The sequence below is a fragment of the Enterobacter sp. E1 genome (genome assembly GCF_016809815.1).
GTDB classification, from domain to species: domain Bacteria; phylum Pseudomonadota; class Gammaproteobacteria; order Enterobacterales; family Enterobacteriaceae; genus Enterobacter; species Enterobacter adelaidei.
Map to the genome: position 1 here is coordinate 343,409 of NZ_JAFBJM010000003.1, position 26,023 is coordinate 369,431.

17 protein-coding genes and 3 tRNA genes are annotated in these 26,023 nt (G+C 53.8%); 11 read left to right on the plus strand and 9 right to left on the minus strand.

Annotated features, from left to right (window positions below; all coding sequences use genetic code 11):
* Positions 1 to 6 precede the first annotated feature (6 nt).
* From recC to recD, 4 genes are all read left to right on the plus strand, one after another.
* The gene (gene recC / locus JGF26_RS10740; RefSeq protein ID WP_134707887.1) at positions 7 to 3,381 is read left to right on the plus strand and encodes an exodeoxyribonuclease V subunit gamma; all 3,375 of its coding nucleotides are present in this window, start codon (positions 7 to 9) and stop codon (positions 3,379 to 3,381) included.
* Positions 3,382 to 3,520: 139 nt separating this feature from the next.
* Positions 3,521 to 6,403, plus strand: a complete 2,883-nt coding sequence (gene ptrA, locus JGF26_RS10745; protein ID WP_134707886.1) for a pitrilysin — start codon at positions 3,521 to 3,523, stop codon at positions 6,401 to 6,403.
* Positions 6,400 to 9,942: an exodeoxyribonuclease V subunit beta gene (recB, locus tag JGF26_RS10750; RefSeq protein ID WP_134707885.1), complete on the plus strand. Its 3,543-nt coding sequence runs from the start codon at positions 6,400 to 6,402 to the stop codon at positions 9,940 to 9,942. Before ptrA ends, recB begins: the two co-directional genes overlap by 4 nt.
* Complete coding sequence (gene recD, locus JGF26_RS10755) at positions 9,939 to 11,759, plus strand: exodeoxyribonuclease V subunit alpha (protein WP_134707884.1); 1,821 nt, start codon at positions 9,939 to 9,941, stop codon at positions 11,757 to 11,759. The genes recB and recD overlap by 4 nt, the downstream gene beginning before the upstream one ends.
* 34 nt (positions 11,760 to 11,793) lie before the next feature.
* Here recD and argA read toward each other — a convergent pair whose 3' ends face one another.
* Positions 11,794 to 13,125 (minus strand): amino-acid N-acetyltransferase, encoded by a 1,332-nt coding sequence (gene argA / locus JGF26_RS10760; protein ID WP_028016905.1) that lies wholly within the window; start codon positions 13,123 to 13,125, stop codon positions 11,794 to 11,796.
* Between the two features lie 227 nt (positions 13,126 to 13,352).
* Here argA and amiC point away from each other — a divergent pair, with 227 nt between their 5' ends.
* Positions 13,353 to 14,606 carry an N-acetylmuramoyl-L-alanine amidase AmiC gene (gene amiC, locus JGF26_RS10765; protein WP_028016904.1) on the plus strand — a complete coding sequence of 418 codons (1,254 nt, stop codon included), beginning with the start codon at positions 13,353 to 13,355 and terminating at the stop codon, positions 14,604 to 14,606.
* A gap of 89 nt (positions 14,607 to 14,695) precedes the next feature.
* Here amiC and JGF26_RS10770 read toward each other — a convergent pair.
* The 3 genes from JGF26_RS10770 to JGF26_RS10780 form a co-directional block, all read right to left on the minus strand.
* A tRNA-Met gene (locus tag JGF26_RS10770) sits at positions 14,696 to 14,772 on the minus strand.
* Between the two features lie 44 nt (positions 14,773 to 14,816).
* Positions 14,817 to 14,893 (minus strand) — tRNA-Met (locus JGF26_RS10775).
* Between the two features lie 44 nt (positions 14,894 to 14,937).
* Positions 14,938 to 15,014: transfer RNA gene (locus JGF26_RS10780), tRNA-Met, on the minus strand.
* A 208-nt stretch (positions 15,015 to 15,222) separates the two neighbouring features.
* Here JGF26_RS10780 and mltA point away from each other — a divergent pair.
* Together mltA and tcdA are read left to right on the plus strand one after the other, a co-directional pair.
* Entirely contained in the window at positions 15,223 to 16,320 is a 1,098-nt protein-coding gene (mltA, locus tag JGF26_RS10785; protein ID WP_028016903.1) for a murein transglycosylase A, read from the plus strand.
* Between the two features lie 76 nt (positions 16,321 to 16,396).
* Entirely contained in the window at positions 16,397 to 17,203 is an 807-nt protein-coding gene (gene tcdA / locus JGF26_RS10790; RefSeq protein ID WP_028016902.1) for a tRNA cyclic N6-threonylcarbamoyladenosine(37) synthase TcdA, read from the plus strand.
* Here the strand turns inward: tcdA and csdE are convergent.
* Positions 17,194 to 17,640 (minus strand): cysteine desulfurase sulfur acceptor subunit CsdE, encoded by a 447-nt coding sequence (gene csdE / locus JGF26_RS10795; protein WP_134707883.1) that lies wholly within the window; start codon positions 17,638 to 17,640, stop codon positions 17,194 to 17,196. The genes tcdA and csdE overlap by 10 nt on opposite strands.
* Positions 17,640 to 18,845, minus strand: a complete 1,206-nt coding sequence (gene csdA / locus JGF26_RS10800) for a cysteine desulfurase CsdA (RefSeq protein ID WP_134707882.1) — start codon at positions 18,843 to 18,845, stop codon at positions 17,640 to 17,642. The genes csdE and csdA overlap by 1 nt, the downstream gene beginning before the upstream one ends.
* A gap of 192 nt (positions 18,846 to 19,037) precedes the next feature.
* Here csdA and JGF26_RS10805 point away from each other — a divergent pair, with 192 nt between their 5' ends.
* The 4 genes from JGF26_RS10805 (at position 19,038) to rlmM (ending at position 22,058) form a co-directional block, all read left to right on the plus strand.
* Entirely contained in the window at positions 19,038 to 19,265 is a 228-nt protein-coding gene (locus tag JGF26_RS10805; RefSeq protein WP_028016899.1) for a YgdI/YgdR family lipoprotein, read from the plus strand.
* Positions 19,266 to 19,612: 347 nt separating this feature from the next.
* The gene (gcvA, locus tag JGF26_RS10810) at positions 19,613 to 20,530 is read left to right on the plus strand and encodes a glycine cleavage system transcriptional regulator GcvA (protein ID WP_028016898.1); all 918 of its coding nucleotides are present in this window, start codon (positions 19,613 to 19,615) and stop codon (positions 20,528 to 20,530) included.
* Positions 20,531 to 20,569: 39 nt separating this feature from the next.
* On the plus strand, positions 20,570 to 20,965 hold the full coding sequence (locus JGF26_RS10815; protein ID WP_028014272.1) for a DUF423 domain-containing protein: 396 nt from the start codon (positions 20,570 to 20,572) through the stop codon (positions 20,963 to 20,965).
* Positions 20,958 to 22,058 carry a 23S rRNA (cytidine(2498)-2'-O)-methyltransferase RlmM gene (gene rlmM / locus JGF26_RS10820; protein WP_049005912.1) on the plus strand — a complete coding sequence of 367 codons (1,101 nt, stop codon included), beginning with the start codon at positions 20,958 to 20,960 and terminating at the stop codon, positions 22,056 to 22,058. Before JGF26_RS10815 ends, rlmM begins: the two co-directional genes overlap by 8 nt.
* A 60-nt stretch (positions 22,059 to 22,118) precedes the next feature.
* Here the strand turns inward: rlmM and xni are convergent, their stop codons facing one another.
* The 3 genes from xni to JGF26_RS10835 all read right to left on the minus strand — a co-directional run bounded on the left by xni (position 22,119) and on the right by JGF26_RS10835 (position 25,707).
* Positions 22,119 to 22,874 carry a flap endonuclease Xni gene (gene xni / locus JGF26_RS10825; protein ID WP_134707881.1) on the minus strand — a complete coding sequence of 252 codons (756 nt, stop codon included), beginning with the start codon at positions 22,872 to 22,874 and terminating at the stop codon, positions 22,119 to 22,121.
* 112 nt (positions 22,875 to 22,986) lie between these two features.
* Complete coding sequence (locus JGF26_RS10830) at positions 22,987 to 24,354, minus strand: L-serine ammonia-lyase (protein ID WP_108091055.1); 1,368 nt, start codon at positions 24,352 to 24,354, stop codon at positions 22,987 to 22,989.
* 63 nt (positions 24,355 to 24,417) lie between these two features.
* On the minus strand, positions 24,418 to 25,707 hold the full coding sequence (locus JGF26_RS10835) for an HAAAP family serine/threonine permease (protein ID WP_028016894.1): 1,290 nt from the start codon (positions 25,705 to 25,707) through the stop codon (positions 24,418 to 24,420).
* Between the last annotated feature and the right edge of the window lie 316 nt (positions 25,708 to 26,023).

Below are 26,023 nucleotides of genomic sequence, written 5' to 3' on the forward strand. Positions count from 1 at the left end.
GCGTCTATGTTAAGGGTTTACCACTCAAATCGTCTGGATGTGCTGGAAGCACTGATGGAATATATCGTTGAGCGCGAGCGGCTTGACGATCCTTTTGAGCCTGAAATGGTGCTGGTGCAGAGCACCGGTATGGCACAGTGGCTGCAAATGTCGCTTTCCCGCAAATTTGGCATTGCCGCGAACATTGAGTTCCCACTACCCGCGAGCTTTATCTGGGAGATGTTTGTCCGCGTGTTGCCGGATATCCCGGAGCAAAGTGCGTTCAACAAGCAAAGCATGAGCTGGAAGCTGATGGCGTTGCTGCCGGAAATGCTTCAGCGTGATGAGTTCGCGATGCTGAACCACTATCTCAATGACGATACCGATAAACGCAAGCTGTTCCAGCTCGCGTCGCGTACCGCCGATCTCTACGATCAATATCTTGTTTATCGTTCTGACTGGTTAATTCGTTGGGAAGCAGGTGAGCTGGTGGAGGGGTTACCGGAGGCGCAAATCTGGCAGGCGCCACTGTGGAAAGCGCTGGTGGAGCATACGGAGAAACTTGGCCAGCCTAAGTGGCACCGTGCCAATCTGTACGATCGGTTTATCTCCATACTTGAAAATACGTCGGAGCGACCAGCCCGACTGCCATCACGCGTGTTTATCTGTGGAATATCTGCATTACCCCCAGTCTATCTCAAGGCGTTGAATGCGCTGGGTAAACATATTGATATTCATATTTTGTTTACCAACCCTTGCAGGCAATATTGGGGGGATATCCTCGACCAACGCTGGCTTTCGCGGCTGGTGACTCGCCAACGAAAACGCCTTTTTGAAGAACGAACCATCCCGCTGTTTAAAGACGGCTCGACTGTGGGGCAACTGTTCGATGAAGAAGGTATCCAGAACCTGCCCAATCCGCTGCTTGCTTCGTGGGGGAAGCTGGGGCGTGATTACATTCACATGCTTTCTGATATCACTTCATCAGGTGAAGGCGACGTGGATGCCTTTGTTGAGATCTCCCCGGATAGCCTGCTGCATAATATTCAGTTAGATATTCTGGAGCTGGAGAACCGTGCCATCATGGGTGTTACGGCGCAAGAATTTGAACGCAGCGACAGGAAGCGGAGGCTGGATCCTGACGATCGCAGTGTCACCATCCACGTTTGCCACAGCCCGCAGCGCGAAGTTGAAATCCTTCATGACCAGCTGTTGCACATGCTGCAGGATGATCCTGAGCTGACGCCGCGCGATATCGTGGTGATGGTGGCGGATATCGACAATTACAGTCCCTTCATTCAGGCCGTTTTTGGCAGTGCGACGGGTGAACGATACCTGCCTTACGCTATCTCGGACCGCCGTGCCCGTCAGTCTCACCCGGCTTTGCAGGCCTTCATCACCCTGTTGTCACTGCCTGATAGTCGGTTTATCTCCGAAGATGTTCTGGCATTACTGGATGTTCCAGTTCTGGCTGCCCGCTTCAACATCAATGAAGAGGGGCTACGCTACCTTCGCCAGTGGGTGAACGAATCGGGTGTTCGCTGGGGGATCGATGACGATAACGTCCAGGCGTTCGGACTCCCCCCAACCGGGCAGCATACCTGGCGGTTTGGCCTGACACGTATGCTGTTGGGATATGCCATGGAAAGCAGTCAGGGGGAATGGAATGAGGTACTGCCTTACGATGAGACCAGTGGGTTAATTGCTGAACTGGTGGGGCATTTGGCTTCACTATTGATGCAGCTTAACCGCTGGAGAAGTGAGTTAATGCAACCGCGGACTCTGGAAGAATGGCTCCCGGTTTGCAGGGCATTGCTCAATGATTTCTTCCTGCCAGACAGTGACACTGAAGCCGCAATGGCGCTCATTGAAACGCAGTGGCAGGCTATCGTCGACGAGGGCGTGAACTCCCATTATCACGAAGAGATCCCCTTGTCACTGCTGAGGGATGAGTTGACGCAGCGGCTTGACCAGGAGCGAATCAGTCAGCGTTTCCTGGCGGGCCCGGTGAATATCTGCACCCTGATGCCAATGCGTTCTATCCCGTTCAAAGTGGTGTGTCTGCTTGGCATGAATGACGGTATTTATCCACGTGCACTGGCACCACTGGGGTTTGATCTGATGAGTGCTAATCCAAAGCGGGGTGACCGTAGTCGTCGTGATGACGATCGCTATCTCTTCCTTGAAGCGCTCATTTCCGCCCAAAGTAAGCTCTATATCAGTTACATCGGCCGTTCAATTCAGGACAACAGTGAGCGTTTCCCTTCTGTTCTGGTGCAGGAGCTGGTGGATTATATCGGACAGAGCCACTACCTGCCGGGGGATGAAGAACGTAACTGCGATGAAAGTGACAAGCGGGTGAAAGCGCATATCACCTGTTGTCATAGCCGCATGCCGTTTGACCCGGTGAACTACGTGGTGAGTGAGCACCAGAGCTATGCTCACGAGTGGCTTCCTGCGGCGAAAAAAGAGGGAACTGCGCATACCGATTTCATTCAGGCGCTTGACCCTCGGCCCATTGACACACTGACATTTGAACAGCTTCAGCGGTTTTGGGCGCACCCGGTGCGGGCCTTTTTCCAGCAGCGATTACAGGTCAATTTCCGCTCTGAAGAGAACGAAATTCCCGATGCGGAGCCCTTTACGCTGGAAGGGCTGGAGCGCTATCAGTTAAACCTGCAGCTGTTGAATGCACTGGTTGATCAGGAAGATGCTGACAAACTTTTTCGCCGTTACCGCGCAGCAGGGCAATTGCCTTATGGGGCGTTTGGTGAAATTGTCTGGGAGGCGCAGTGCCAGGAGATGACAGCGCTGGCCGAGCGCGTAAGGGAGTGTCGACAACCCGGTAAAAGTATTGAAATTGATCTCAACTGTAACGGCGTTCAGTTGACGGGCTGGCTAACCCAGGTTCAGCCGGACGGGCTGCTACGCTGGCGACCTTCTATGCTTAGCGTTTCACAAGGGTTGCAACTCTGGCTGGAACATCTTGTCTACAGTGCGATGGGTAATAAAGGCGAAAGCCGGATATTCGTGCGCAAAGAGGGCGAATGGCGCTTCCCGCCGATGGAGTATGAACAGGCGTTACGTTATCTGTCTTTGTATATTGAGGGCTACCGTCAGGGCATGAACAAACCACTTTTGTTACTGCCTGAGAGTGGCGGTGCCTGGATAAAAGCCTGTTATGACGTACAGAATGATGCAATGTTAACGGACGAGGCGTCACTGCAGAAAGCGCGAAGTAAATTTATACAAGCCTATGAAGGAAACATGATGGTACGTGGCGAAGGTGAAGATGTCTGGTATCAGCGCTTATGGCGCACTCTTGAACCAGAGTACTTCGAGACGATCACGGAAGAGGCACTGCGTTACCTGTTACCGTTGTTCAAATTTAATCAGTCCTGAGTGTTGTATAAAAATTGCACAGGAAAGGGTGTTCATTTATGATGCACCTGTTATCACGGACTGATGTACTCAAAGAAAGAGATGCTGGCGTGCCCAGCACGCAGTTTGTTAATGATGTAGCCGTGATAAAGAGGTCGTAATGCCAGGCAGCACCTTGTTTAAAGCGTTGGTTTTGTTTGTCGCCCTTTGGGCTCCCTTCACTCAAGCAGACTCCGGTTGGCAACCTGTTCAGGAAACTATCCGTAAGAGCGAAAAAGATACCCGGCAGTATCAGGCTATACGCCTTGATAACGGCATGACCGTGCTGCTGGTTTCCGATCCGCAGGCGGTGAAATCCCTCTCGGCGCTGGTGGTGCCGATTGGGTCACTGGAAGATCCTGATGCCCATCCTGGGCTTGCGCACTATCTGGAACATATGACGCTGATGGGGTCTAAAAAATACCCGCAGCCAGATAGCCTGTCCGAATATCTGAAAATGCACGGGGGTAGTCATAATGCCAGCACAGCACCGTACCGTACGGCTTTTTATCTCGAAGTCGAAAATGATGCACTGGAAGGGGCGGTCGATCGCCTTGCTGATTCCATCGCTGCACCGCTTCTGGATAAAAAATATGCTGAACGTGAACGCAATGCCGTTAATGCTGAGTTAACCCTTGCCCGCACGCGAGACGGTATGCGCATGGCCCAAGTGAGCGCCGAAACCATTAACCCGGCGCATCCGGGTTCGCGTTTCTCCGGTGGTAACCTGGAAACTTTAAGCGATAAGCCAAACAGCCCGGTGCTTGATGCGCTGCATGCGTTTCGCGACAAATATTACTCCGCGAACCTGATGAAAGCGGTTATCTACAGCAACAAACCGCTGCCAGAGCTGGCAAACATGGCCGCTCAGACGTTTGGTCGTGTGCCGAATAAAAATATCGACTTGCCTCAGATAACAGTTCCGGTAGTCACGGACGCTCAAAAAGGGATTGTTATCCACTACGTGCCCGCCTTGCCGCGCAAGGTGTTACGTGTTGAATTCCGCATTGATAACAACACGGCACAGTTTCGCAGTAAAACCGACGAGCTGGTGACCTATCTGATTGGCAACCGTAGCCCGGGTACGCTTTCTGACTGGCTGCAAAAACAAGGGCTGGTGGAAGGGATTCGAGCCGACTCCGATCCCGTTGTGAACGGCAATAGCGGTGTGCTGGCGATATCTGCAACCCTGACCGACAAAGGGCAGGCAAACCGTGATGAAGTGGTGGCGGCGATCTTTAGCTACATTTCTCTGCTGCGTGATAAAGGCGTCGATAAACGCTACTTTGATGAACTGGCTCACGTGCTGGATCTCGATTTCCGTTACCCGTCTATTACCCGCGACATGGACTATGTGGAGTGGCTGGCGGATACCATGATCCGCGTGCCGGTGGAACATACTCTTGATGCGGTCAATATCGCCGATCAGTATGATGCTGAGGCCGTAAAAGCCCGCCTTGCGATGATGACCCCCCAGAATGCCCGCATCTGGTACATCAGCCCGAACGAACCCCATAACAAAACGGCCTATTTTGTAGACGCCCCGTATCAGGTGGACAAAATCAGCGCCCAGACCTTCGCCGACTGGCAGAAAAGAGCAGGGGAGATTGCGTTGAAACTGCCGGAGTTGAACCCCTACATTCCGGATGATTTCTCGCTGATCAAAACCACGAAGGACTATCCGCACCCGGAGCTGATTATTGATGAGCCGACGCTTCGCGTGGTGTATACCCCAAGCCGGTATTTTGCGAGCGAGCCAAAAGCCGATGTCAGCGTCGTTCTGCGTAACCCTAAGGCGATGAATAGCGCCAAAAATCAGGTGATGTTCGCCCTGAATGACTATCTTGCTGGCATCGCGCTCGATCAGCTCAGCAATCAGGCGGCCGTGGGGGGAATCAGCTTCTCAACCAATGCCAATAACGGTTTGATGGTCAATGCAAATGGCTACACTCAGCGCCTGCCTCAGCTGTTCCAGGCGCTGCTTGAGGGCTATTTTAGTTACACGCCGACGGAAGAGCAGCTTGAGCAGGCCAAATCCTGGTATGCGCAGATGATGGACTCTGCGGAGAAGGGCAAAGCTTACGATCTTGCGCTTATGCCAGCGCAAATGTTATCGCAAATTCCTTATTTCCAGCGTGAAGATCGCCGCGCGTTACTGCCTTCTATCTCATTGAAAGATGTCCTCGCTTACCGTGATGCGTTGAAAACCAACACGCGTCCCGAGTTCCTGATCGTCGGCAACATGAGTGAAGAGCAGGCCAAAACGCTGGCGGAGAATGTACGCACTCAGCTTGGCTCTAAAGGTGACGAGTGGTGCCGCAACCAGGATGTGCTGGTTGAGAAAAAACAGAATGTGATTTTTGAAAAGACGGGCACAAGTACGGATTCTGCGCTGGCAGCGGTGTTTGTACCAACGGGTTATGATGAATTCTCCAGTTCAGCGCGGAGTGCCGTTCTGGGACAGATTATTCAGCCGTGGTTCTATAACCAGCTACGTACAGAAGAGCAGCTTGGCTATGCGGTCTTTGCGTTCTCCATGAACGTTGGCCGCCAGTGGGGGCTGGGTTTCCTGCTGCAAAGTAGCGATAAACAACCGGCTTATCTCTGGCAGCGTTATCAGGCCTTCTTCCCACAAGTGGAAGCAAAACTGCGCGCCATGAAACCGGACGAATTTGCCCAGATCCAGCAGGCCGTCATCGCTCAGGTGATGCAGCCACCGCAGACATTGGGTGAAGAAGCGTCACAGCTCAGCAAAGATTTTGATCGTGGTAATCTGAACTTTGATTCGCGTGATAAAGTAGTGGCCGAGATAAAACAGCTGACGCCTCAGAAGGTTGCCGAGTTCTTTCATCAGGCGGTGATTAAGCCGCAGGGAATGACCATCCTGTCTCAGGTTTCCGGTAGCCAGAACGGGAAAACGGAGTACGTGAACCCGAAAGGCTGGAAAGTCTGGAAGAGCGTCAGCGCGCTGCAGCAAACTATGCCCTGGAGTAAGAAAGAATGACCGATACCGCTGAGCCTCTTGATCCCTTACGTTTACCTCTACAGGGTGAACGATTGATTGAAGCTTCAGCGGGAACGGGAAAAACCTTCACCATTGCCGCGCTCTATCTGCGCCTGCTGTTAGGGCTTGGCGGTAACGCGGCTTTTCCACGTCCTTTAAGCGTGGAAGAGCTGCTGGTCGTCACCTTCACCGAGGCTGCCACCGCGGAGTTGCGCGGCCGTATTCGTTCCAATATCCATGAGCTGCGTATCGCCTGTCTGCGTCAGAGTACGGATAACCCTCTCTACGCGAGCCTTCTGGAAGAGATTGCTGATAAGCAACAGGCCGCCCAGTGGTTGCTTCTCGCTGAACGGCAGATGGACGAAGCGTCCGTCTTCACCATTCACGGTTTTTGTCAGCGCATGCTGAGCCTGAATGCGTTTGAATCTGGCATGCTGTTTGAGCAGCAGCTCATTGAAGATGAATCCGTGCTTCGCTATCAGGCCTGCGCGGATTTCTGGCGTCGCCATTGCTACCCCTTACCGCGAGATATCGCAGAAGCGGTACATGCGTTATGGAAAGGCCCCGAGGAGCTTCTGCGTGCCATCGATCGCTATCTTCAGGGTGAAGCACCGGTAATCAAATCTCCGCCGCCAGTAGATGAAACTCTCGCTTCTCGCCATGAAAAAATTACCGCCAAAATTGCGGCCATCAAGCAAAAGTGGAATACGTCGTTCGGCGAGATTGAGGCGATCATCGAAAATTCCGGGATCGACAGACGTAAATTTAACCGTGCAAATCAGGGGAAATGGATCGATAAGATCAGCGCCTGGGCACAGGAAGAGACGCGAGGGTATCAGCTCCCGGATGCGCTTGAAAAATTCTCTCAGCGTTTTCTGGTTGAACGAACCAAACCCGATGGCATTGTGCCGGAGCATCCGCTGTTTGTGGCTATCGAAGCCCTGCTGGCCGAACCGTTGACGCTCAATGACCTGATGATCACCCGGGCTATGGTGGAGATCCGTGAAACCGTCTCGCGTGAAAAGCGTCGCCGCGGTGAACTTGGGTTTGACGATATGTTGAGCCGCCTGGATGCCGCGTTATGCAGCGAAAATGGTGAAGCGCTTGCCGCGGCTATTCGTAACCGTTTCCCGGTTGCGATGATTGACGAGTTCCAGGATACCGACCCGCAGCAGTACCGCATTTTCCGCCGTATCTGGCGACAACAGCCTGATACCGCGCTGTTGTTAATTGGCGATCCTAAACAGGCTATTTACGCTTTTCGTGGTGCGGACATTTTCACCTATATGAAAGCCCGCAGCGAAGTTGACGCACATTACACACTGGATACCAACTGGCGTTCATCTCCCGGGATGGTAGAGAGCGTCAATGCGCTTTTCAGCCGCATGGATACGGCATTTATGTTCCGGGAGATCCCTTTCCAGCCGGTAAAATTTGCGACAAAAAATGCCTCATTGCGCTTCGAATTCAACGGTACGACTCAGCCCGCCATGAACTTCTGGCTGCTGGACGGAGAAGGCTGTGGCGTTGCGGACTATCAAAATGCCATGGCACAGCACTGTGCCGCGCAAATCCGTGACTGGCTCAGTGCGGGGGCACGTGGCGAGGCGGTGCTCTGGAGGGGCGAGGAGTCAACCCCTGTAAAGGCATCGGATATTACGGTGCTGGTGCGTAGCCGTCAGGAGGCCGCGCTTATCCGCGATGCCCTGACATTGCTGAACATTCCGTCCGTCTACCTCTCAAACCGGGACAGTGTTTTCGAAACGCTGGAAGCGCAGGAGATGTTATGGCTGCTGCAGGCGGTGCTGGCCCCGGAGAGGGAGAGCACGCTTCGCAGCGCGTTAGCCAGCACGATGCTCGGGCTGAATGCGCGTGATATTGATGCGCTCAACAACGACGAAGACGCGTGGGATGCGGTAGTGGAAGAGTTTGTTTACTACCGGGATAAATGGCACAGACGCGGTGTAATGGCGATGATACGTGAGTTCATGGCGCAGCGTCACATTGCGGAGAATATGCTTGCGACCGCGGGCGGTGAACGTCGTCTGACCGACATTTTGCACATCAGTGAACTGCTGCAGGAAGCGGGCACGCAACTGGAGAGTGAACACGCTCTGGTGCGCTGGCTGGCGCAACAGATTGCCGACCCGAACCGTAATTCGTCCAGTCAGCAGATGCGTCTTGAAAGTGATAAACATCTGGTGCAGATCGTCACCATTCACAAGTCGAAAGGCCTGGAGTATCCGCTGGTCTGGTTGCCGTTTATTGCCAATTACCGCGTGCAGGATCAGGCCTTTTACCACGATCGCGAGTCATTTGAGGCGGTGCTCGATCTCAGTAAAGCTGAGTCCAGCGTTGAGTTGGCAGAGGCTGAACGTCTGGCGGAAGATTTACGCCTGCTCTATGTAGCGCTGACCCGTTCGGTCTGGCACTGCAGTATGGGTGTCGCCCCACTGTTTCGTCGCCGTGGTGAGAAGACCGGGGAGAGCGATTTTCATCTGAGTGCGCTGGGGCGGCTTATTCAGCTCGGTGAACCCAAAGATGCAGCAGGCCTGCGCCAGTGCATCGAATCACTATGTGGGGATCATACTGCCCTGCACATTCCGTCGCAGCCCGATAATAGCCGCTGGCAAATACCGGAGCTCCGCGAGTCTGAGCTCCATGCCCGTCAGGTTGTGCGCACAATTGCTGACGACTGGCGCGTGACGAGTTATTCCGGTTTACAGCAGCACGGGCAGAGCATTGCCCAGGATCTGATGCCAAAACTGGACGTCGATGCAGCAGGGACCGGTAGCTTACCTGTTGAGCCAGCGCTCACTCCGCATCAATTCCCGCGTGGCGCCTCACCAGGCACATTTTTACATAGCCTGTTTGAAGAGCTGGATTTTACCCAGCCAGTCTCTGAAGAGTGGGTGCTGAAGATGTTGCAGAGTGGAGGCTATGACGCACAGTGGCAACCGGTTCTCACAGACTGGATCAGCACGGTTCTGCACGCCCCACTGACGGCGCAAGGGATCTCTCTGAGTCAGTTGACTAACAAAGATAAACAGGTGGAGATGGAATTTTATCTCCCTATTGCCAGCCCCCTCAGAGCCGACGCGCTTGATGCGTTGATCCGCGAGCATGATCCGTTATCTGCCGGTTGCCCAGCGCTGAACTTCCGCCAGGTGCAGGGAATGTTAAAAGGGTTTATCGACCTGGTTTTCCGCCACGAAGGGCGTTACTACCTGCTGGACTACAAATCAAACTGGTTGGGTGAAAACAGCGAAGCCTATACCCAGCAGGCGATGGCATCAGCCATGCAAGCACATCGCTACGATCTGCAGTATCAGCTCTATACCCTGGCGCTGCATCGGTACCTGCGGCATCGCATTGCCGATTATCGTTACGAAGACCATTTTGGCGGCGTTATTTACCTGTTCCTGCGCGGAGTGGATGCTAGCGACCCGCGCTCTGGCATCTTTAGTACGCGTCCGGCTGTGGAACTGATTGAAAAAATGGATAACTTGTTTGCCGCAAGCACAGAGGAGGTGGCATGACGATGCAGGCGCTATTGCTGGAAGCGGTAGAACAACGATTACTCCGCCACCTCGATGTACAGTTCGCCATGATGGTGGCAGGCGATGAACCCGCCGTGATGCTCGCCGCCGCAATCCTGAGTAAAGACGCGGGAGAGGGGCATGTCTGCCTGCCGCTGTCGCGTCTGGTTGTTGATGAGAAAATGCCTCCGGCTTTACAGGCGTGTTTCGCGTTGCTGGATGACGCAGTGGACTGGCAGGCGATATTACTCGGCTCGCCCGCCGTGAGCGGAACCGATACCGGGACGCCGATGATCCTGAGCGGCGAACGTTTGTACCTTAACCGGCTGTGGCGCAATGAACTGACGGTGGCGCGTTTCTTCAGCGAGACGAATGCGCCTCTGCCTTGCGATGAAGCGCAACTCCGGCACGTGCTGGATACGCTGTTTACCTCTGATGAGGCGACAGACTGGCAAAAAGTCGCGGCAGCCGTGGCGTTGACGCGGCGGATCTCGGTTATCTCTGGCGGCCCGGGAACCGGGAAAACGACCACCGTGGCAAAACTGCTTGCCGCGTTGATCCAGCTATCGGGCGAGCACAAGTGCCGTATTCGTCTGGCGGCCCCCACTGGCAAAGCGGCGGCTCGTCTGACGGAATCGTTAGGTGGGGCCTTGCAAAAGCTGCCGCTCACCGGTGAGCAACTTGCGCTTTTCCCAAATGAAGCCAGCACGCTGCACCGATTACTCGGTGCTCAGCCAGGTAGCCAGCGTCTGCGATATCATGCGGGTAACCCGCTGCATCTGGACGTACTGGTGGTAGATGAAGCATCGATGATCGACCTGACGATGATGTCGCGGTTGATTGATGCTCTGCCGCCCCATGCGCGTGTCATTTTTCTGGGCGATCGTGACCAGCTTGCTTCAGTGGAAGCTGGGGCGGTGCTGGGGGATATTTGTACTTACGCCAGCTTTGGCTATACCGCCGCGCGTGCTCAGGAGCTGGCGCGTTTGACCGGATGCGTACTTGAACCCGATAACTCGCCGGTGGCGGGAGCGCTACGCGATAGCCTGTGCCTGCTGCAAAAAAGCTATCGTTTCGGCAGCGACTCCGGTATCGGCCAACTGGCTGCCGCGGTAAACCGTGGCGATCGGCACAGTACGCGTGCGGTGTTTGACGGTACGTTTACCGACATCGAGAAAAAATCACTGCAAAGCGGAGAAGAGTATCAGGTAATGCTGGATGACGCCCTGGAGGGGTATCAGCATTTCCTGGCATGTGTCCAACAGCGCAACTCACCAGAGCAGGTCATTGCCGCCTTTGGTGAGTACCAGTTACTGTGCGCACTGAGGGAAGGGCCGTTTGGCGTCAGTGGGCTGAACGACAGGCTGGAGCAGCTTCTTGTTCAGAAGCACAAAATCAACCGGATGCCGCATTCGCGCTGGTTTGAAGGACGACCCGTAATGATCTCCCGCAACGACAGTGCGCTGGGGTTGTTTAACGGGGATATCGGGATTGCGCTCGATCGCGGCCAGGGGCTGCGCGTCTGGTTCCAGTTGCCGGACGGTAGCGTGAAGTCTTTCCAGCCCAGCCGTTTGCCTGAGCATGAAACCGCGTGGGCGATGACGGTGCATAAATCCCAGGGCTCCGAGTTTAACCATGCGGCGCTGATCCTGCCGACACAGCTTTCACCTGTTATTACCCGCGAGCTGATTTATACCGCGATTACGCGCGCGCGTCAGCGCTTGTCACTCTATACCGATGAACGTGTGCTGGTGCAGGCCATTGCCACCCGTACAGAGCGCCGGAGCGGACTGAGCGCGATATTTGAGTCTCTTTAAGCGAAAGCCCTCACCAGACGGTGAGGGCATCGTATCATCCCAGATCAGCCATCAGCACTTTTGAACGGCGCTGATAGTTGTACATCTCTTTCTTCGTTTCTGGCAGATAATCTATATCCACCGGCGTGAATCCACGCTCCTGGAACCAGTGAATGCTGCGTGTCGTCAGGACGAACAGCTTGCTCAGGCCCATCTGGCGGGCTTGCGCTGCCACGCGCTCAAGCAGCATTTCGCCGCGTGAGGAGCTGCGGTAATCAGGATGCACCGCCACGCAGGCCATTTCACCGATCTTCTCTTCCGGGAATGGATAGAGTGCGGCACAGGCAATGGTCAGGTTATCGCGCTGAATAATGGTGAATTTGTCGATCTCCATTTCCAGCTGTTCCCGCGAACGACGCACCAGAATACCCTGTTGCTCCAGCGGCCGGATCAGTTCCAGAATACCGCCGATATCATTGATGGTGGCGCGGCGGATCTGCTCCGCACTCTCCATCACAATCTGTGTACCAATACCGTCGCGGGAGAACAGCTCCTGCAGTAGGGCGCCGTCTTCCTGATAGCTGATCAGGTGGCTGCGGCGCACGCCGCTGCGACAGGCTTTCACTGCACCACGCAGAAAACGCACGGTACCAGAATGGTAGTCACCTTCAGCTTCCAGTGCTTCTACGCGGGCCTGGGCTTCATTAGGGAAGAGTTCGGGCACAATCACCCCTTCATCGTTTACGACACCCTGGGAAGAGCAAAACCCAATCATTTTTTCCGCCTTCAGCTTGATCGCCAGCTGCGTGGCAATCTCTTCAGACGTCAGGTTAAAGCTTTCTCCGGTCACGGAAACGGCGACCGGGCCCATCAGTACAATGGCACCGCTGTCGAGCTGGCGGTGGATTGCCTCTTCATCAATACGACGAATACGTCCGCTGTGGCAATAGTCCACGCCATCGTCCACGCCGAGCGGCTGGGCAATGATGAAGTTACCGCTCACGACGTTGATATGCGCACCCTGCAATGGCGTGTTATTCAGGCTCATCGACAGGCGAGCCGTAATATCCAGCTGCAGCAGACCTGCAGCTTGCTTCACCAGCTCCAGGGTTTTCGCATCCGTAACGCGGGTATGTTTGTGGTAAATCGGCTCGTGGTGGTGTGCGGCCAGGTTGGCGTCGATCTGCGGGCGCGCGCCATAGACCACCACCAGGCGGATCCCGAGGCTGTGTAGCAGGCCAATGTCATTGACGATGCTGGAAAAATTTTCATGCTCAATGGCTTCGCCGCCAAGCATGATGACAAACGTTTTTCCCCGATGGGCGTTGATATAGGGAACAGAATGGCGGAATCCCTGGACCAGTTCGGTTCTACGCTCCTTCACCATGGCACAACCCTTAATGAATGTTTATTCGTAATTTGTGTATTTTTATTCGATTGTGGATACATGTGCAAGCGCAAATTTTCCGCGACCCACAGAAATTAATAAGTAATCCGTGCGTTAACGTATGATTGTTTACCCTTTTATAGATGACAGTTTATGCGTCATTCGTTAAAGTTTTCGGTCAATTTGGACATTTTGTATATCAGTCAGTTTTCTTGCTCGGGAGAAGCATGTCGGGATCCAACTCAGCAATAAGCCGTCGCCGTTTGTTAAAAGGGGCCGGGGCAATGTGGTTGCTTAGCGTCAGTCAGGTAGGATTAGCCGCCACAAGTCAGGTGGTGGCGGTTCGCGTCTGGCCGTCGTCGACCTATACGCGCGTGACGGTTGAATCCAATCGCGTGTTGAAATATAAGCAATTTGCCTTAAGCAATCCTGAACGCGTGGTCGTGGATCTCGAAGGGGTGAATCTCAATTCCGTGCTGAAGGGGATGGCGGCGCAGATCCGCGGTGACGATCCGTTTATTAAATCGGCGCGCGTCGGGCAGTTTGATCCGCAAACCGTGCGTATGGTGTTTGAGCTGAAGCAGAACGTTAAGCCTCAACTGTTTGCTCTCGCGCCTGTTGCGACCTTCAAAGAGCGTCTGGTAATGGATCTCTACCCGGCGAATGCGACGGATATTCAGGATCCTCTGTTGGCGTTACTGGAAGATTATAACCAGGGCAATCTTGAGAAGCAGGTTCCACCTGCGCAAAGTGGCCCACAGCCGGGTAAAGCAGGGCGCGATCGTCCGATTGTGATCATGCTTGATCCGGGGCACGGCGGGGAAGACTCGGGTGCAGTCGGAAAATATCGCACCCGCGAAAAAGACGTGGTGCTGCAAATCGCCCGCCGTCTGAAGGCGTTGATCGATAAAGAAGGCAATATGCGCGCCTATATGACGCGTAATGAAGATGTCTTTATTCCGCTGAAAGTTCGTGTGGCAAAAGCGCAGAAGCAGCGCGCCGATTTGTTTGTGTCTATCCATGCGGATGCGTTTACCAGCCGCCAGCCAAGCGGTTCTTCGGTGTTTGCGCTCTCAACCAAAGGGGCGACCAGTACTGCCGCGAGATATCTCGCGGATACCCAGAACGCCTCGGATCTTATCGGTGGTGTGGGCAAAAGCGGCGACCGTTATGTCGATCACACCATGTTCGATATGGTGCAATCACTGACCATCAACGACAGCCTGAAATTTGGTAAAGCGGTGTTGGGCAAGCTGGGTAACATCAATAAGCTGCATAAAAACAGCGTAGAACAGGCCGGGTTTGCGGTGCTCAAGGCGCCGGACATTCCGTCCATTCTGGTTGAGACGGCTTTTATCAGTAATGTTGAAGAAGAGCGTAAGCTCAAGACGGCAAAATTCCAGCAGGAGGTAGCGGAGTCGATTCTGGCAGGGATCCGAGCGTATTTCTCTGATGGGGCGACGCTGGCGCGACGCGGGTAAATCTTTCAGCCGGGTGAAATACCCGGCAAATTCACAAACGACAGATACAAAAAAACACCCTTAAGGGTGTTTATTGTTTTAAGAAGTGTTGGTTGCGGGGGCCGGATTTGAACCGACGACCTTCGGGTTATGAGCCCGACGAGCTACCAGGCTGCTCCACCCCGCGTCCGTCTTTCTACTTCTGTAGAAACTTACTTCTTCAAATTTGATTGGTTGCGGGGGCCGGATTTGAACCGACGACCTTCGGGTTATGAGCCCGACGAGCTACCAGGCTGCTCCACCCCGCGTCCGTCTTTCTACTGTTGTAGAAGATACTTCATCAAATTTTAATTGGTTGCGGGGGCCGGATTTGAACCGACGACCTTCGGGTTATGAGCCCGACGAGCTACCAGGCTGCTCCACCCCGCGTCCGTGGATGCGCACTATACTCGGATAGGTTTGTGATGCAACCCCTTTTTCACATAAATCATGATTTTGTATGCAAATTGAACGACATGGCTCTGTTTGGACTATTTTTTGCGCAAAATTTGCCAAAGGTCATGCGATCGCATTTCATTAGCCCTGGCGGTTTGTTATCTTCATCACGCGGAAATGGGCAACTTAAAGACGAGATATAATGAAAGGACGTTGGGCGAAGTATCTGATGACGGGCGCAATGGTAGCCATTCTTGCGGCCTGCTCTTCCAAACCGACCGATCGCGGTCAACAGTATAAAGACGGGAAATTATCCCAGCCTTTCTCCTTAGTTAACCAGCCTGATGCTGTTGGCGCACCGATTAACGCCGGAGATTTCTCCGAGCAGGTCTATCAGATCCGCAATGCGTCACCACGCCTGTATGGCTCACAAAACAATGTTTACAGTGCAGTACAGGACTGGCTGCGCGCGGGCGGCGATACGCGCAACATGCGCCAGTTTGGTATCGACGCCTGGCAGATGGAAGGGGCAGATAACTACGGGAACGTCCAGTTCACGGGGTATTACACGCCAGTGATTCAGGCGCGGCACTCCCGCCAGGGCGAATTCCAGTATCCAATTTATCGTATGCCGCCAAAACGCGGCCGCCTGCCGTCCCGTGCAGAAATCTACTCTGGTGCGTTGAGCGAAAACTACGTCCTGGCTTACAGCAATTCACTGATGGATAACTTCATCATGGATGTTCAGGGCAGCGGTTATATTGATTTCGGTGATGGTTCGCCGCTTAACTTCTTCAGCTATTCCGGTAAAAACGGCCATGCCTATCGCAGTATTGGTAAAGTGTTGATCGATCGCGGCGAAGTGAAGAAAGAAGATATGTCGATGCAGGCGATCCGCGAGTGGGGTGAAAAACACAGCGAAGCCGAGGTGCGCGAGCTGCTGGAACAAAACCCGTCGTTTGTCTTCTTTAAACCGCAAAACTTTGCTCCGGTGAAAGGGGCGAGCGCTGTACCGCTGATTGGTCGTGCGTCTGTGGCATCGGATCGTTCAATTATTCCTGCTGGCACTACGCTGCTCGCGGAAGTGCCTCTGCTGGATAATAATGGCAAATTTAACGGCCAGTATGAGCTACGTCTGATGGTGGCGCTGGATGTGGGTGGGGCGATTAAAGGCCAGCACTTCGATATCTATCAGGGGATTGGTCCGGATGCGGGTCACCGTGCCGGCTGGTATAACCACTACGGACGCGTATGGGTGCTCAAAGCAGCGCCGGGCGCAGGAAGCGTATTCAGCGGCTGATTGTGGTATTCTGAGCGCAATACGGATTCATGTTCAGGGTGAGGAGAAACCTCACCCTTTTTACATCTGAGGTTTTATGTCAGTGGTAATCAGTGATGCCTGGCGTCAGCGTTTTGGCGGCACGGCACGTCTCTATGGTGAAAAAGCCCTGCAGCTGTTTGCGCATGCGCATGTCTGCGTCGTGGGCATTGGTGGTGTGGGTTCCTGGGCGGCAGAAGCGCTGGCGAGAACCGGTATTGGCGCAATCACGCTGATTGATATGGACGACGTGTGCGTCACCAACACCAACCGTCAAATCCATGCCCTGCGTGATAACGTCGGTCTGGCAAAATCTGAGGTCATGGCGGAGCGTATTCGTCTGATCAACCCTGAATGCCGGGTGACGGTCATTGACGACTTTGTGACAGCCGATAACGTCGCAGAGTACATGAATAAAGGCTACAGCTATGTGATTGATGCCATTGACAGCGTACGCCCTAAAGCCGCGCTGATCGCTTACTGTCGTCGTTACAAGGTACCTCTGGTCACCACTGGTGGCGCAGGAGGGCAGATCGACCCTACGCAGATCCAGGTGGCCGATCTGGCGAAAACCATTCAGGATCCGCTGGCTGCCAAGCTGCGTGAAAGGCTGAAGAGCGACTTCAACGTGGTGAAGAACAGCAAAGGCAAGCTCGGCGTTGACTGCGTGTTTTCTACAGAAGCGCTGGTCTACCCGCAGGCTGATGGTTCTGTCTGTGCGATGAAAAGTACGGCGGAAGGGCCAAAACGTATGGATTGTGCCTCAGGCTTTGGTGCGGCCACTATGGTGACCGCGTCCTTCGGTTTTATAGCTGTATCCCACGCCCTGAAGAAAATGATGGCGAAGGCAGAACGTCAGGCCTGAGCCTGACGTGCCGCATCCTGCACCGCTTCGCTGAGCGCGATCAGACCCTGGCCGCGTGAGGCGCTAAGCTGCGCCCGCAGCCCAAGCTCATCAAACAGCGCCAGCGGCGAGTGTGCCAGCAACTCCGCCGCGCTTTTCCCCTCGACGGCGGTTAACAGTACCGCCAACAGCCCGCGGACAATACGTCCTTCGCTGTCGCCAAAGAAATGCAGCTTCTCGTCGGCGACGCTTACGCCCAGCCAGACGCGGTTCTCGCAGCCAGCGATCTCTTTTGCCTGCGCTTTTAGATCGTCAGACAGCGTCGGGAGCTGTTTACCGAGAAGGATTAACTGGCGATATTTATCTTCCCATTGTGAGAGAGGGGCGAAGGTCTGTTTTAAGGTCTCTTCTGTGATGACCGTGCCAAACGGATGTCCGGCTAAAGCAGCGTGAGTCATTAATCCACCAGTATTTCAAGGGCGCGGTCGACGGCGGCAACCAGCGCATCAACATCGCTTTGGGTATTGTATGGGGCAAATGAGGCGCGTAGCGTACCGCTAACGCCGAGTGCCGCCAGGAGCGGCTGGGCACAATGCTGTCCGGCACGCAGGGCAATGCCATACCCGGCAAGTAGCGTCACCATGTCGCTATGATGAACGCCCGCAAAATCAAAGGCGAGCAGGCTGGAATCCTGAACGCGGAACGAGCGGAAACCCGGGCGCTTTTTGAGTTCTTCCTCTGCGAGCGTCGCCAGTCCGCGGCTCCAGCTTTCAGCCTGAGCAGTGTCTGTTTCAGCAAGCCATTCGAGAGCGGCACTCAGACCAATGACGCCGGCCACGTTTGGCGTACCGGCTTCAAGGCGATAGGGAATTTCCTGAGTTTTAAAGCCGTCGAAGGTCACTTCGGTAATCATTTTGCCGCCACCGAGCCACGGTGTCATTTGCGCCAGCAGTTCCGGCTTACCGTACAACGCTCCGATGCCGGTTGGGCCATACAGCTTGTGTGCAGAGAAAGCGTAAAAATCAATATCCAGCTTTTGCACATCAGCAGGGAAATGCACGATCCCTTGTGCGCCATCGACCATCACCACCATGCCGCTGGCATGGGCGATGCGAATGGCCTGAGCCAGATCCGGACATCCCCCCGTGACGTTCGACATCTGCCCGAGGGCCAGAATGCGGCTGCGTGAAGTAATCAACTCAGGCAGTTGAGCCACGTCGGGTAGGAGATCTGGTCCCAGCGGGAGTTTCACAATACGTGCCCCCGTTTGCTCAGCTACCATCAACCACGGTACCAGGTTGGCATGGTGCTCTGCCTCACTGACGATGATCTCATCTCCTGGCTGTAGCAACGGGCGTGCATAGCACTGGGCCACCATATTGATGGCTTCGGTCGTGCCCCGCGTCCAGACGATATTTTTCCCGCTTTCTGCATTGATCAAACGTGCTACCTGCTCGCGTGCGGCTTCATAGCGCGCGGTCAGACGCTGCGCTTCGGCAAACTGGCTGCGATGCACATTCCCGGCGCTCAGGCTGTAGAACTGCTGCGTCGCTTCAATAACCGCCTGTGGCTTCAGGGCGGTGGCAGCGCTATCAAGATAAATACCGGCATCGGCCAGCGCCGGAAACTGTTCGCGAAAATGTGCGGGACTGAAAGCGTTCATGGGATTCCTCATTTCAATAGCAAGATCGTCGCGCAATTTCAGCGGCAGGGCAAGGAGGTTGATATCTATCAGAATTGTCTGCTTATCCTGATGACCCCAAAAAAGCAGGTTATGCTAAATAGTGTTAGGCGGATGTTTTAGCCTGTTATAAATCGAGGTTTGAATAGCATTAATTGCTAAAGGAGAATAATCATGAACAAGACAGCTGCAATCATTTCTGCCTGTGCGTTTACTTTTGCCCTGAGCGCCTGTTCTGGTAACAACTACGTGATGCACACCAACGATGGTCGTTCCATCGTTTCGGAAGGGAAACCGTCAACTGATAATGATACCGGGATGATTTCATACAAAGATGCCAACGGGAACAAGCAGCAGATCAACCGAAGCGATGTTAAAGAGATGGTTGAGATTCAGCACTAAGATCGCAGGCGAAAAAAAAGCACCGCAAATTGGCGGTGCTACATTAATCACTATGGACAGACAGGGTAAATGTACAGGAAGTGAAAAATTGGTAGCGTTGCTACCGTGGTCTGAATCGCAGACCAATTGCAAACACAACAACACAACATCACAACCGTAAGCCAAAAGCCCTTCAGAACACGCATTCCAAAAAAAGCTCTTCGTTCCGGCTCAGGAAGTGCCGCCACTATAGGTATTTGCTGGTAGTTCCTCAACGGACAAATTATAATGTCTCAGATAAAAAAAACTAATAGGTTAAACGTTGTTTCCTGTTTGTTAAAATCCGTTAACATCTAAGCCAGATAACCATGTCGAAGCGATTGCCACCCCTTAATGCATTACGTGTTTTTGATGCAGCAGCACGTCACCTGAGCTTTACACGTGCAGCAGATGAGCTTTTTGTGACACAGGCCGCAGTAAGTCACCAAATCAAGTCCCTGGAGGATTTTCTGGGCCTTAAGCTGTTTCGTCGACGCAACCGTTCATTGCTGTTGACCGAAGAGGGGCAGAGCTATTTTCAGGATATTAAAGAGATTTTTTCCCAGCTCACGGAGGCCACGCGTAAGCTGCAGGCCCGAAGTGCAAAAGGTGCCCTGACTGTTAGTTTATTGCCCAGTTTTGCCATTCAATGGCTGGTGCCAAGACTCTCAAGCTTTAACTCAGCTTATCCGGGGATCGACGTTCGAATCCAGGCGGTCGATCGTCAGGAAGACAAGCTGGCAGATGACGTCGATGTCGCCATTTTTTATGGTCGCGGTAACTGGCCGGGCTTGCGTGTCGAGAAATTATACGCAGAATATCTCCTGCCGGTCTGTTCGCCTCTGCTATTAACGGGTGAAAAGGCGCTGAAGACACCTGCTGACCTGGCGCAACATACACTTTTACATGATGCGTCTCGCCGTGACTGGCAAACTTATACCCGTCAATTAGGTCTTACTCATATAAACGTGCAGCAGGGGCCCATTTTTAGCCACAGTGCGATGGTGTTACAGGCTGCTATTCACGGGCAGGGCGTGGCGTTGGCGAACAACGTGATGGCACAGTCCGAAATTGAGGCCGGCCGCCTGGTTTGCCCTTTTAATGATGTTCTGGTCAGCAAGAATGCGTTTTATCTGGTTTGTCATGACAGTCAGGCAGAACTGGGTAAAATAGCCGCTTTCCGGCAGTGGATACTGGCGAAAGCGGCAAGCGAGCAAGAAAAATTCCGCTTCAGGTATGAACAATAACGTTTGTGTGCCGGGCACGCATCAATTCAGGACTTAAACATGACCAGCCGATTCATGCTGATTTTTGCCGCGGTGAGTGGCTTTATTTTTGTTGCACTGGGCGCTTTTGGCGCACATGTATTAAGCAAGTCTTTGGGCGCAGTAGAGATGGGCTGGATCCAGACCGGCCTTGAATATCAGGCATTCCACACGTTGGCTATTTTTGGGCTGGCGGTGGCGATGCAGCGCCGTATCAGTATCTGGTTTTACTGGAGCAGCGTCTTTATGGCGTTGGGCACCGTGCTTTTCAGTGGCAGTCTCTACTGTCTGGCACTTTCGCATTTACGCCTGTGGGCGTTTGTTACACCTGTCGGTGGCGTTAGCTTCCTGGCGGGTTGGGTATTAATGTTTATCGGAGCTATCCGTCTGAAACGCAAGGGCGTTGTTCATGAATAAGGTTGTTTTATATTGTCGCCCGGGGTTTGAGAAAGAGTGCGCCGCGGAAATTACCGATAAAGCGGCGAAGCGCGAGGTCTTCGGCTTTGCGCGCGTTAAAGAGAATGCAGGTTATGTGGTATTTGAATGCTATCAGCCTGAAGACGCGGATAAGCTGGCGCGTGAACTACCTTTCAACTCATTGATCTTTGCCCGCCAGATGTTTGTCGCGGGTGAACTGCTGAAGGATCTTCCGCCGGAAGACCGTATCACCCCAATTGTCGGCATGCTGCAGGGCGTGGTGGAGAAGGGCGGGGATCTGCGCGTTGAAGTGGCGGATACCAATGAAAGCAAAGAGCTGATGAAGTTCTGCCGCAAATTTACCGTACCGCTGCGTGCAGCGCTGCGTGATGCGGGTATCCTGACGAACTACGAAACGCCTAAACGTCCGGTGGTGCATATCTTCTTTATCGCACCAGGCTGCTGCTATACGGGGTATTCATACACCACCAACAACTCTCCCTTCTTTATGGGCATCCCGCGTTTGCGCTTCCCGGCCGATGCGCCGAGCCGTTCAACGCTGAAGCTGGAAGAAGCCTTCCACGTCTTTATCCCTGCAGATGAGTGGGACGAGCGTCTGGCAAACGGCATGTATGCCGTCGATCTCGGTGCGTGCCCGGGCGGCTGGACCTACCAACTGGTGAAACGCAACATGTGGGTTTCATCTGTCGATAACGGGCCGATGGCACAAAGCCTGATGGATACCGGGCAGGTTACCTGGCTGCGTGAAGATGGTTTCCGCTATCGTCCGAACCGTAACAACATCTCCTGGATGGTGTGCGATATGGTTGAGAAACCGGCCAAAGTGGCCGCGCTGATGGCTTCCTGGCTGGTGAACGGCTGGTGTCGTGAGACCATTTTCAACCTCAAGTTGCCAATGAAAAAGCGCTATGAGGAAGTGTCGCAGAATCTGGCTTATATTCAGCAGCAACTGGATGAACATGGCATTAACGCGGAGATCCAGGCGCGTCAGCTGTATCACGACCGCGAAGAGGTGACGGTGCATATTCGTCGCTGGTGGGCCGCTGTCGGTGGACGTCGCGACGAGCGATAGTGTGTGCTTTATTTTGCCCGGTGGCGCTGTGCTTACCGGGCAGACAAATCGTGAATTGTATTAACGTTCCAGCCTTAACTGCTGCAAATTCCCGTCCAGCTGTAAACTCGTTTGTAGCGTCGCTACATCCCGGCAGATAAAGGCCATCTCTTTGTGTGCTTCAAGCTTCTTGCGCCATTTTTCCGGCACCTCATCCAGCCTGGCGTAAATCCCTTCCAGACTCTGAAAATCCGTTAGCAACTGAGCGGCACTTTTTGGTCCTATACCCGCGACACCCGGCACCTTCGAGCTGCTGATCCCCGCCAGCCCCCAGTAATCTGGCAGCTGTTCAGGCGAGACGCCAAACTCACTGGCAATGAAAGGGGCATCAAGCCAGCGTTTCTGGAAGTAATCACGGATGCGGATCGTAGGCGAGAGCAGCTGGCAGTAGCCTTTATCGGTTGAAACAATTGTCGCCTGATGCCCGACGCTGGCGACTTTAACCGCAAGTGTTGCCGCCAGATCGTCAGCTTCATTGCCATGCGCCCCCCAGCAAGGGACGCCGCGCTGTTCGAAGGCGGCGCGAATGGCGGGCATCTCGTCATGCAGATCGTCTGGCATCGGGGCACGTCCGGCCTTGTAATCAGGCAGGCGCTGGTGACGCCAGCCAGTGTTACGCGCTTCGTCGTCAAACACGGCCACAACATGAGTCGGTTCGCTATGGCGGATAAGCTGCTCCAGTGCGTGCAGGCAAGTGTCTTTACAGGGGGTGCCTTGTACCGCATGGATCCGGCGAATCAGGTTGAGTGCGTCGACAATAAGCAAATGAACAGCCACAGAGATTCTCCCTTAAATCTGATGGGTAAAGGGTAACACTGTCGGCAGGATGAAACGAATAGTGTGAGGGGAAACAGGAAGAAGCCTCGCAAAACGAGGCTTCCTGAGAGGCTTAATCGCAGGTAACGATCTTCATCGCCAGACCGCCGCGAGAGGTTTCGCGGTATTTGGCGTTCATATCTTTCCCGGTTTCGTACATGGTTTCGATAACTTTATCGAGACAGACGCGCGGTTCGCTGGTACGACGCAGGGCCATACGTGCAGCGTTCACCGCTTTCACGGAAGCGATCGCGTTACGCTCGATACACGGCACCTGTACCTGTCCGGCAACCGGGTCACAGGTCAGCCCCAGGTTATGTTCCATGCCAATTTCTGCAGCAATGCACACCTGCGTTGGGCTTGCACCCAACAGCTCAGCCAGACCCGCCGCCGCCATAGAGCAAGCCACACCGACTTCACCCTGACAGCCTACTTCCGCACCAGAAATTGACGCGTTCATCTTATACAGGGAACCGATCGCACTGGCGACCAGCAGGTAGCGCGCCAGAGAGTTAGCGTTCACTTCGCGGATAAACTTGTCGTAGTACGCGAGCACGGCCGGAACGATACCGCAGGCACCGTTGGTCGGCGCGGTGACCACGCGGCCACCTGCGGCGTTCTCCTCGTTTACTGCCAGCGCGAACATATTGATCCAGTCCACGACTGCCATTGGGTCTGTTGTCGTTTTGTCGGTGCTGACCAACATACGGCGCAGCGCTGCTGCACGACGCGGCACGCGAAGCTTGCCAGGCAGAACGCCTTCGGTGGTGATCCCGCGCTCAATACCGCCGCGCATCACTTCCCAGACGTTAGCAAAGTGCTGTTCCAGCTCCGCTTTGCTGTGAAGCGCCAGCTCGTTTTTCATCATCAGGCCGGAGAGGGAAAGTCCTGTCTCCTGGCAGTGACGCTGAAGGTCCGCCGCAGTTTTGTACGGATAAGGCACGTCGACCGAAGAGGTACTGGTTTGACCAAAGTGGTCTTCGTCGACGATGAAACCGCCGCCGATAGAGTAGTAAGTCTGGCTGTATACCGCTTTGTCGCCGGCCAGCGCAGTGATACGCATACCGTTTTCGTGCAGCGACAAGTTGTCAGCATGGAAATTCATGCAGCGATCAACCGGGAATTCCACTTCATGTTCGCCATTTGCCAGCAGCAGGCGACCGTGGGTATTAACGTCCTGGATGAAGCCAGGGATCGCGTCAATATCAACGGTATCCGGCAGGTTTCCCGCCAGGCCCATGATAATGGCGATATCGGTATGGTGGCCTTTCCCGGTCAGGGAAAGAGAACCGTAAACATCAACAACCACGCGGGTTACGTCGTGCAGAATGCCGCGTGCAATCAAGTCATCCGTGAACTGCTTACCGGCTTTCATTGGTCCGACGGTGTGAGAGCTGGAAGGACCAATACCGATTTTGAAAATATCGAATACGCTAATCATGATGCGTCCATTGCTTTCAGTCAGAGAGGAAGAATGCGCCGCCCGAGGACGGCGCAGGAGGTATTAGCTGAACAGTGAGAAGAAAATAGCGGAGATGGCAATCAGACCCATCACAACAACGAAGACGTTGCTGATGTGGCCGCTGTATTTACGCATCGCAGGCACTTTCTGAATCGCGTACATCGGCATCAGGAACAGAATCATCGCGATAACCGGGCCACCCAGAGTTTCAATCATGCCCAGGATGCTTGGGTTCAGAGTCGCAACTGCCCAGGTGGTGATCAGCATGAACAGAGCGGTGATTTTGTTCAGCTTGCTGATTTCAATGCTCTTGCCTTTACCGCGCAGAGATTTGATCACCATACCGTTGAAGCCTTCACGCGCGCCCAGGTAGTGACCGAGGAAGGATTTGGTGATGGCGATAATCGCGATGATAGGTGCCATCCACGCAATGACTGGTGCGTTAAAGTGGTTCGCCAGGTAAGACAGAATAGAGATGTTCTGCTCTTTCGCTGCTGCCAGATCCGCCGGGGAGAGGCTGAGTACGCAGCTGAAGACGAAGAACATCACGGTCAGTACCATCATGATGTGTGCACGTGCCAGGATGCTGGAGCATTTCTTCTCTGCACCGTTGCCGTACTCTTCACGCTTCGCCACTGCGAAGGAGGAGATGATTGGGGAGTGGTTGAAGGAGAAGACCATTACCGGAATCGCCAGCCACAGGGTCATCAGCAGGCCGTTACCGGTTGCAGATGCGCTGCTCAGGGACAGGGTTTCCAGTGCTGCACCGTTCCACTGTGGGATCAGGTAGCAAGCCAGTACCATCAGAGCAATCACGAACGGGAAGACCAGTACGCTCATTGCTTTAACAATCATCTGCTCACCGAAGCGCACGATAGTCATCATACCTACGATCAGGATCAGAGACAGAATTGCACGCGGAGGCGGCGTCATGTGCAGCTGGTGCGTCATGAAGCTTTCAACGGTGTTGGTGATTGCCACGCTGTAAACCAGCAGAATTGGGTAAATCGCGAAGAAGTAGAGCAGGGTAATCAGTTTACCTGCGCCGATACCGAAGTGCTCTTCAACCACTTCAGTGATGTCTTCGCCCGGGTTTTTACCGGACAGCACGAAGCGGGTCAGACCGCGGTGTGCGAAGAAGGTCATCGGGAAAGCAATGATGGCCATGATGATCAGCGGGATCAGACCGCCGACGCCTGCGTTGATAGGAAGGAACAGTACACCAGCGCCGATTGCTGTGCCGTAAAGGCCAAGCATCCACATGGTATCCGTTTTGCGCCAACCACTTCGGGATTCAATCGAAGCAACGGTGCTGGTTTGAGTGGTTTCCATCTGTATCTCCTGGAGGAAGCAAATTGTCAGGTTTTAAGTCAAATCCGATGAAAAAGTGCCTGACGGTAATATGAAATTCGTTCAGTGACGGTTTTTTAATAATTTTCACCCGTAACTATTGGCGGGCGGAAAGATACATTCTCGTTATGAATCTATCAGTGATCGCGATCTCAAATGCAATAATCCACTTATGATGTGGGCATCTTTAGACCATTTATCTGTTAAAAAAACATCAAAGAGAATTTACGGGCGCGAAGGCTACCACTAACGACATGTGAGCTGAAAGACAGGCCCGTGATATAGGTGTCTTTAGCTG

Bases quoted from the DNA above. Each gene is read 5' to 3' on its own strand.
- recC (WP_134707887.1), top strand. From the start codon at position 7: ATGTTAAGGGTTTACCACTCAAATCGTCTGGATGTGCTGGAAGCACTG.
- ptrA (WP_134707886.1), top strand. From the start codon at position 3,521: ATGCCAGGCAGCACCTTGTTTAAAGCGTTGGTTTTGTTTGTCGCCCTT.
- recB (WP_134707885.1), top strand. From the start codon at position 6,400: ATGACCGATACCGCTGAGCCTCTTGATCCCTTACGTTTACCTCTACAG.
- recD (WP_134707884.1), top strand. From the start codon at position 9,939: ATGACGATGCAGGCGCTATTGCTGGAAGCGGTAGAACAACGATTACTC.
- argA (WP_028016905.1), bottom strand. From the start codon at position 13,125: ATGGTGAAGGAGCGTAGAACCGAACTGGTCCAGGGATTCCGCCATTCT.
- amiC (WP_028016904.1), top strand. From the start codon at position 13,353: ATGTCGGGATCCAACTCAGCAATAAGCCGTCGCCGTTTGTTAAAAGGG.
- mltA (WP_028016903.1), top strand. From the start codon at position 15,223: ATGAAAGGACGTTGGGCGAAGTATCTGATGACGGGCGCAATGGTAGCC.
- tcdA (WP_028016902.1), top strand. From the start codon at position 16,397: ATGTCAGTGGTAATCAGTGATGCCTGGCGTCAGCGTTTTGGCGGCACG.
- csdE (WP_134707883.1), bottom strand. From the start codon at position 17,640: ATGACTCACGCTGCTTTAGCCGGACATCCGTTTGGCACGGTCATCACA.
- csdA (WP_134707882.1), bottom strand. From the start codon at position 18,845: ATGAACGCTTTCAGTCCCGCACATTTTCGCGAACAGTTTCCGGCGCTG.
- JGF26_RS10805 (WP_028016899.1), top strand. From the start codon at position 19,038: ATGAACAAGACAGCTGCAATCATTTCTGCCTGTGCGTTTACTTTTGCC.
- gcvA (WP_028016898.1), top strand. From the start codon at position 19,613: ATGTCGAAGCGATTGCCACCCCTTAATGCATTACGTGTTTTTGATGCA.
- JGF26_RS10815 (WP_028014272.1), top strand. From the start codon at position 20,570: ATGACCAGCCGATTCATGCTGATTTTTGCCGCGGTGAGTGGCTTTATT.
- rlmM (WP_049005912.1), top strand. From the start codon at position 20,958: ATGAATAAGGTTGTTTTATATTGTCGCCCGGGGTTTGAGAAAGAGTGC.
- JGF26_RS10830 (WP_108091055.1), bottom strand. From the start codon at position 24,354: ATGATTAGCGTATTCGATATTTTCAAAATCGGTATTGGTCCTTCCAGC.
- JGF26_RS10835 (WP_028016894.1), bottom strand. From the start codon at position 25,707: ATGGAAACCACTCAAACCAGCACCGTTGCTTCGATTGAATCCCGAAGT.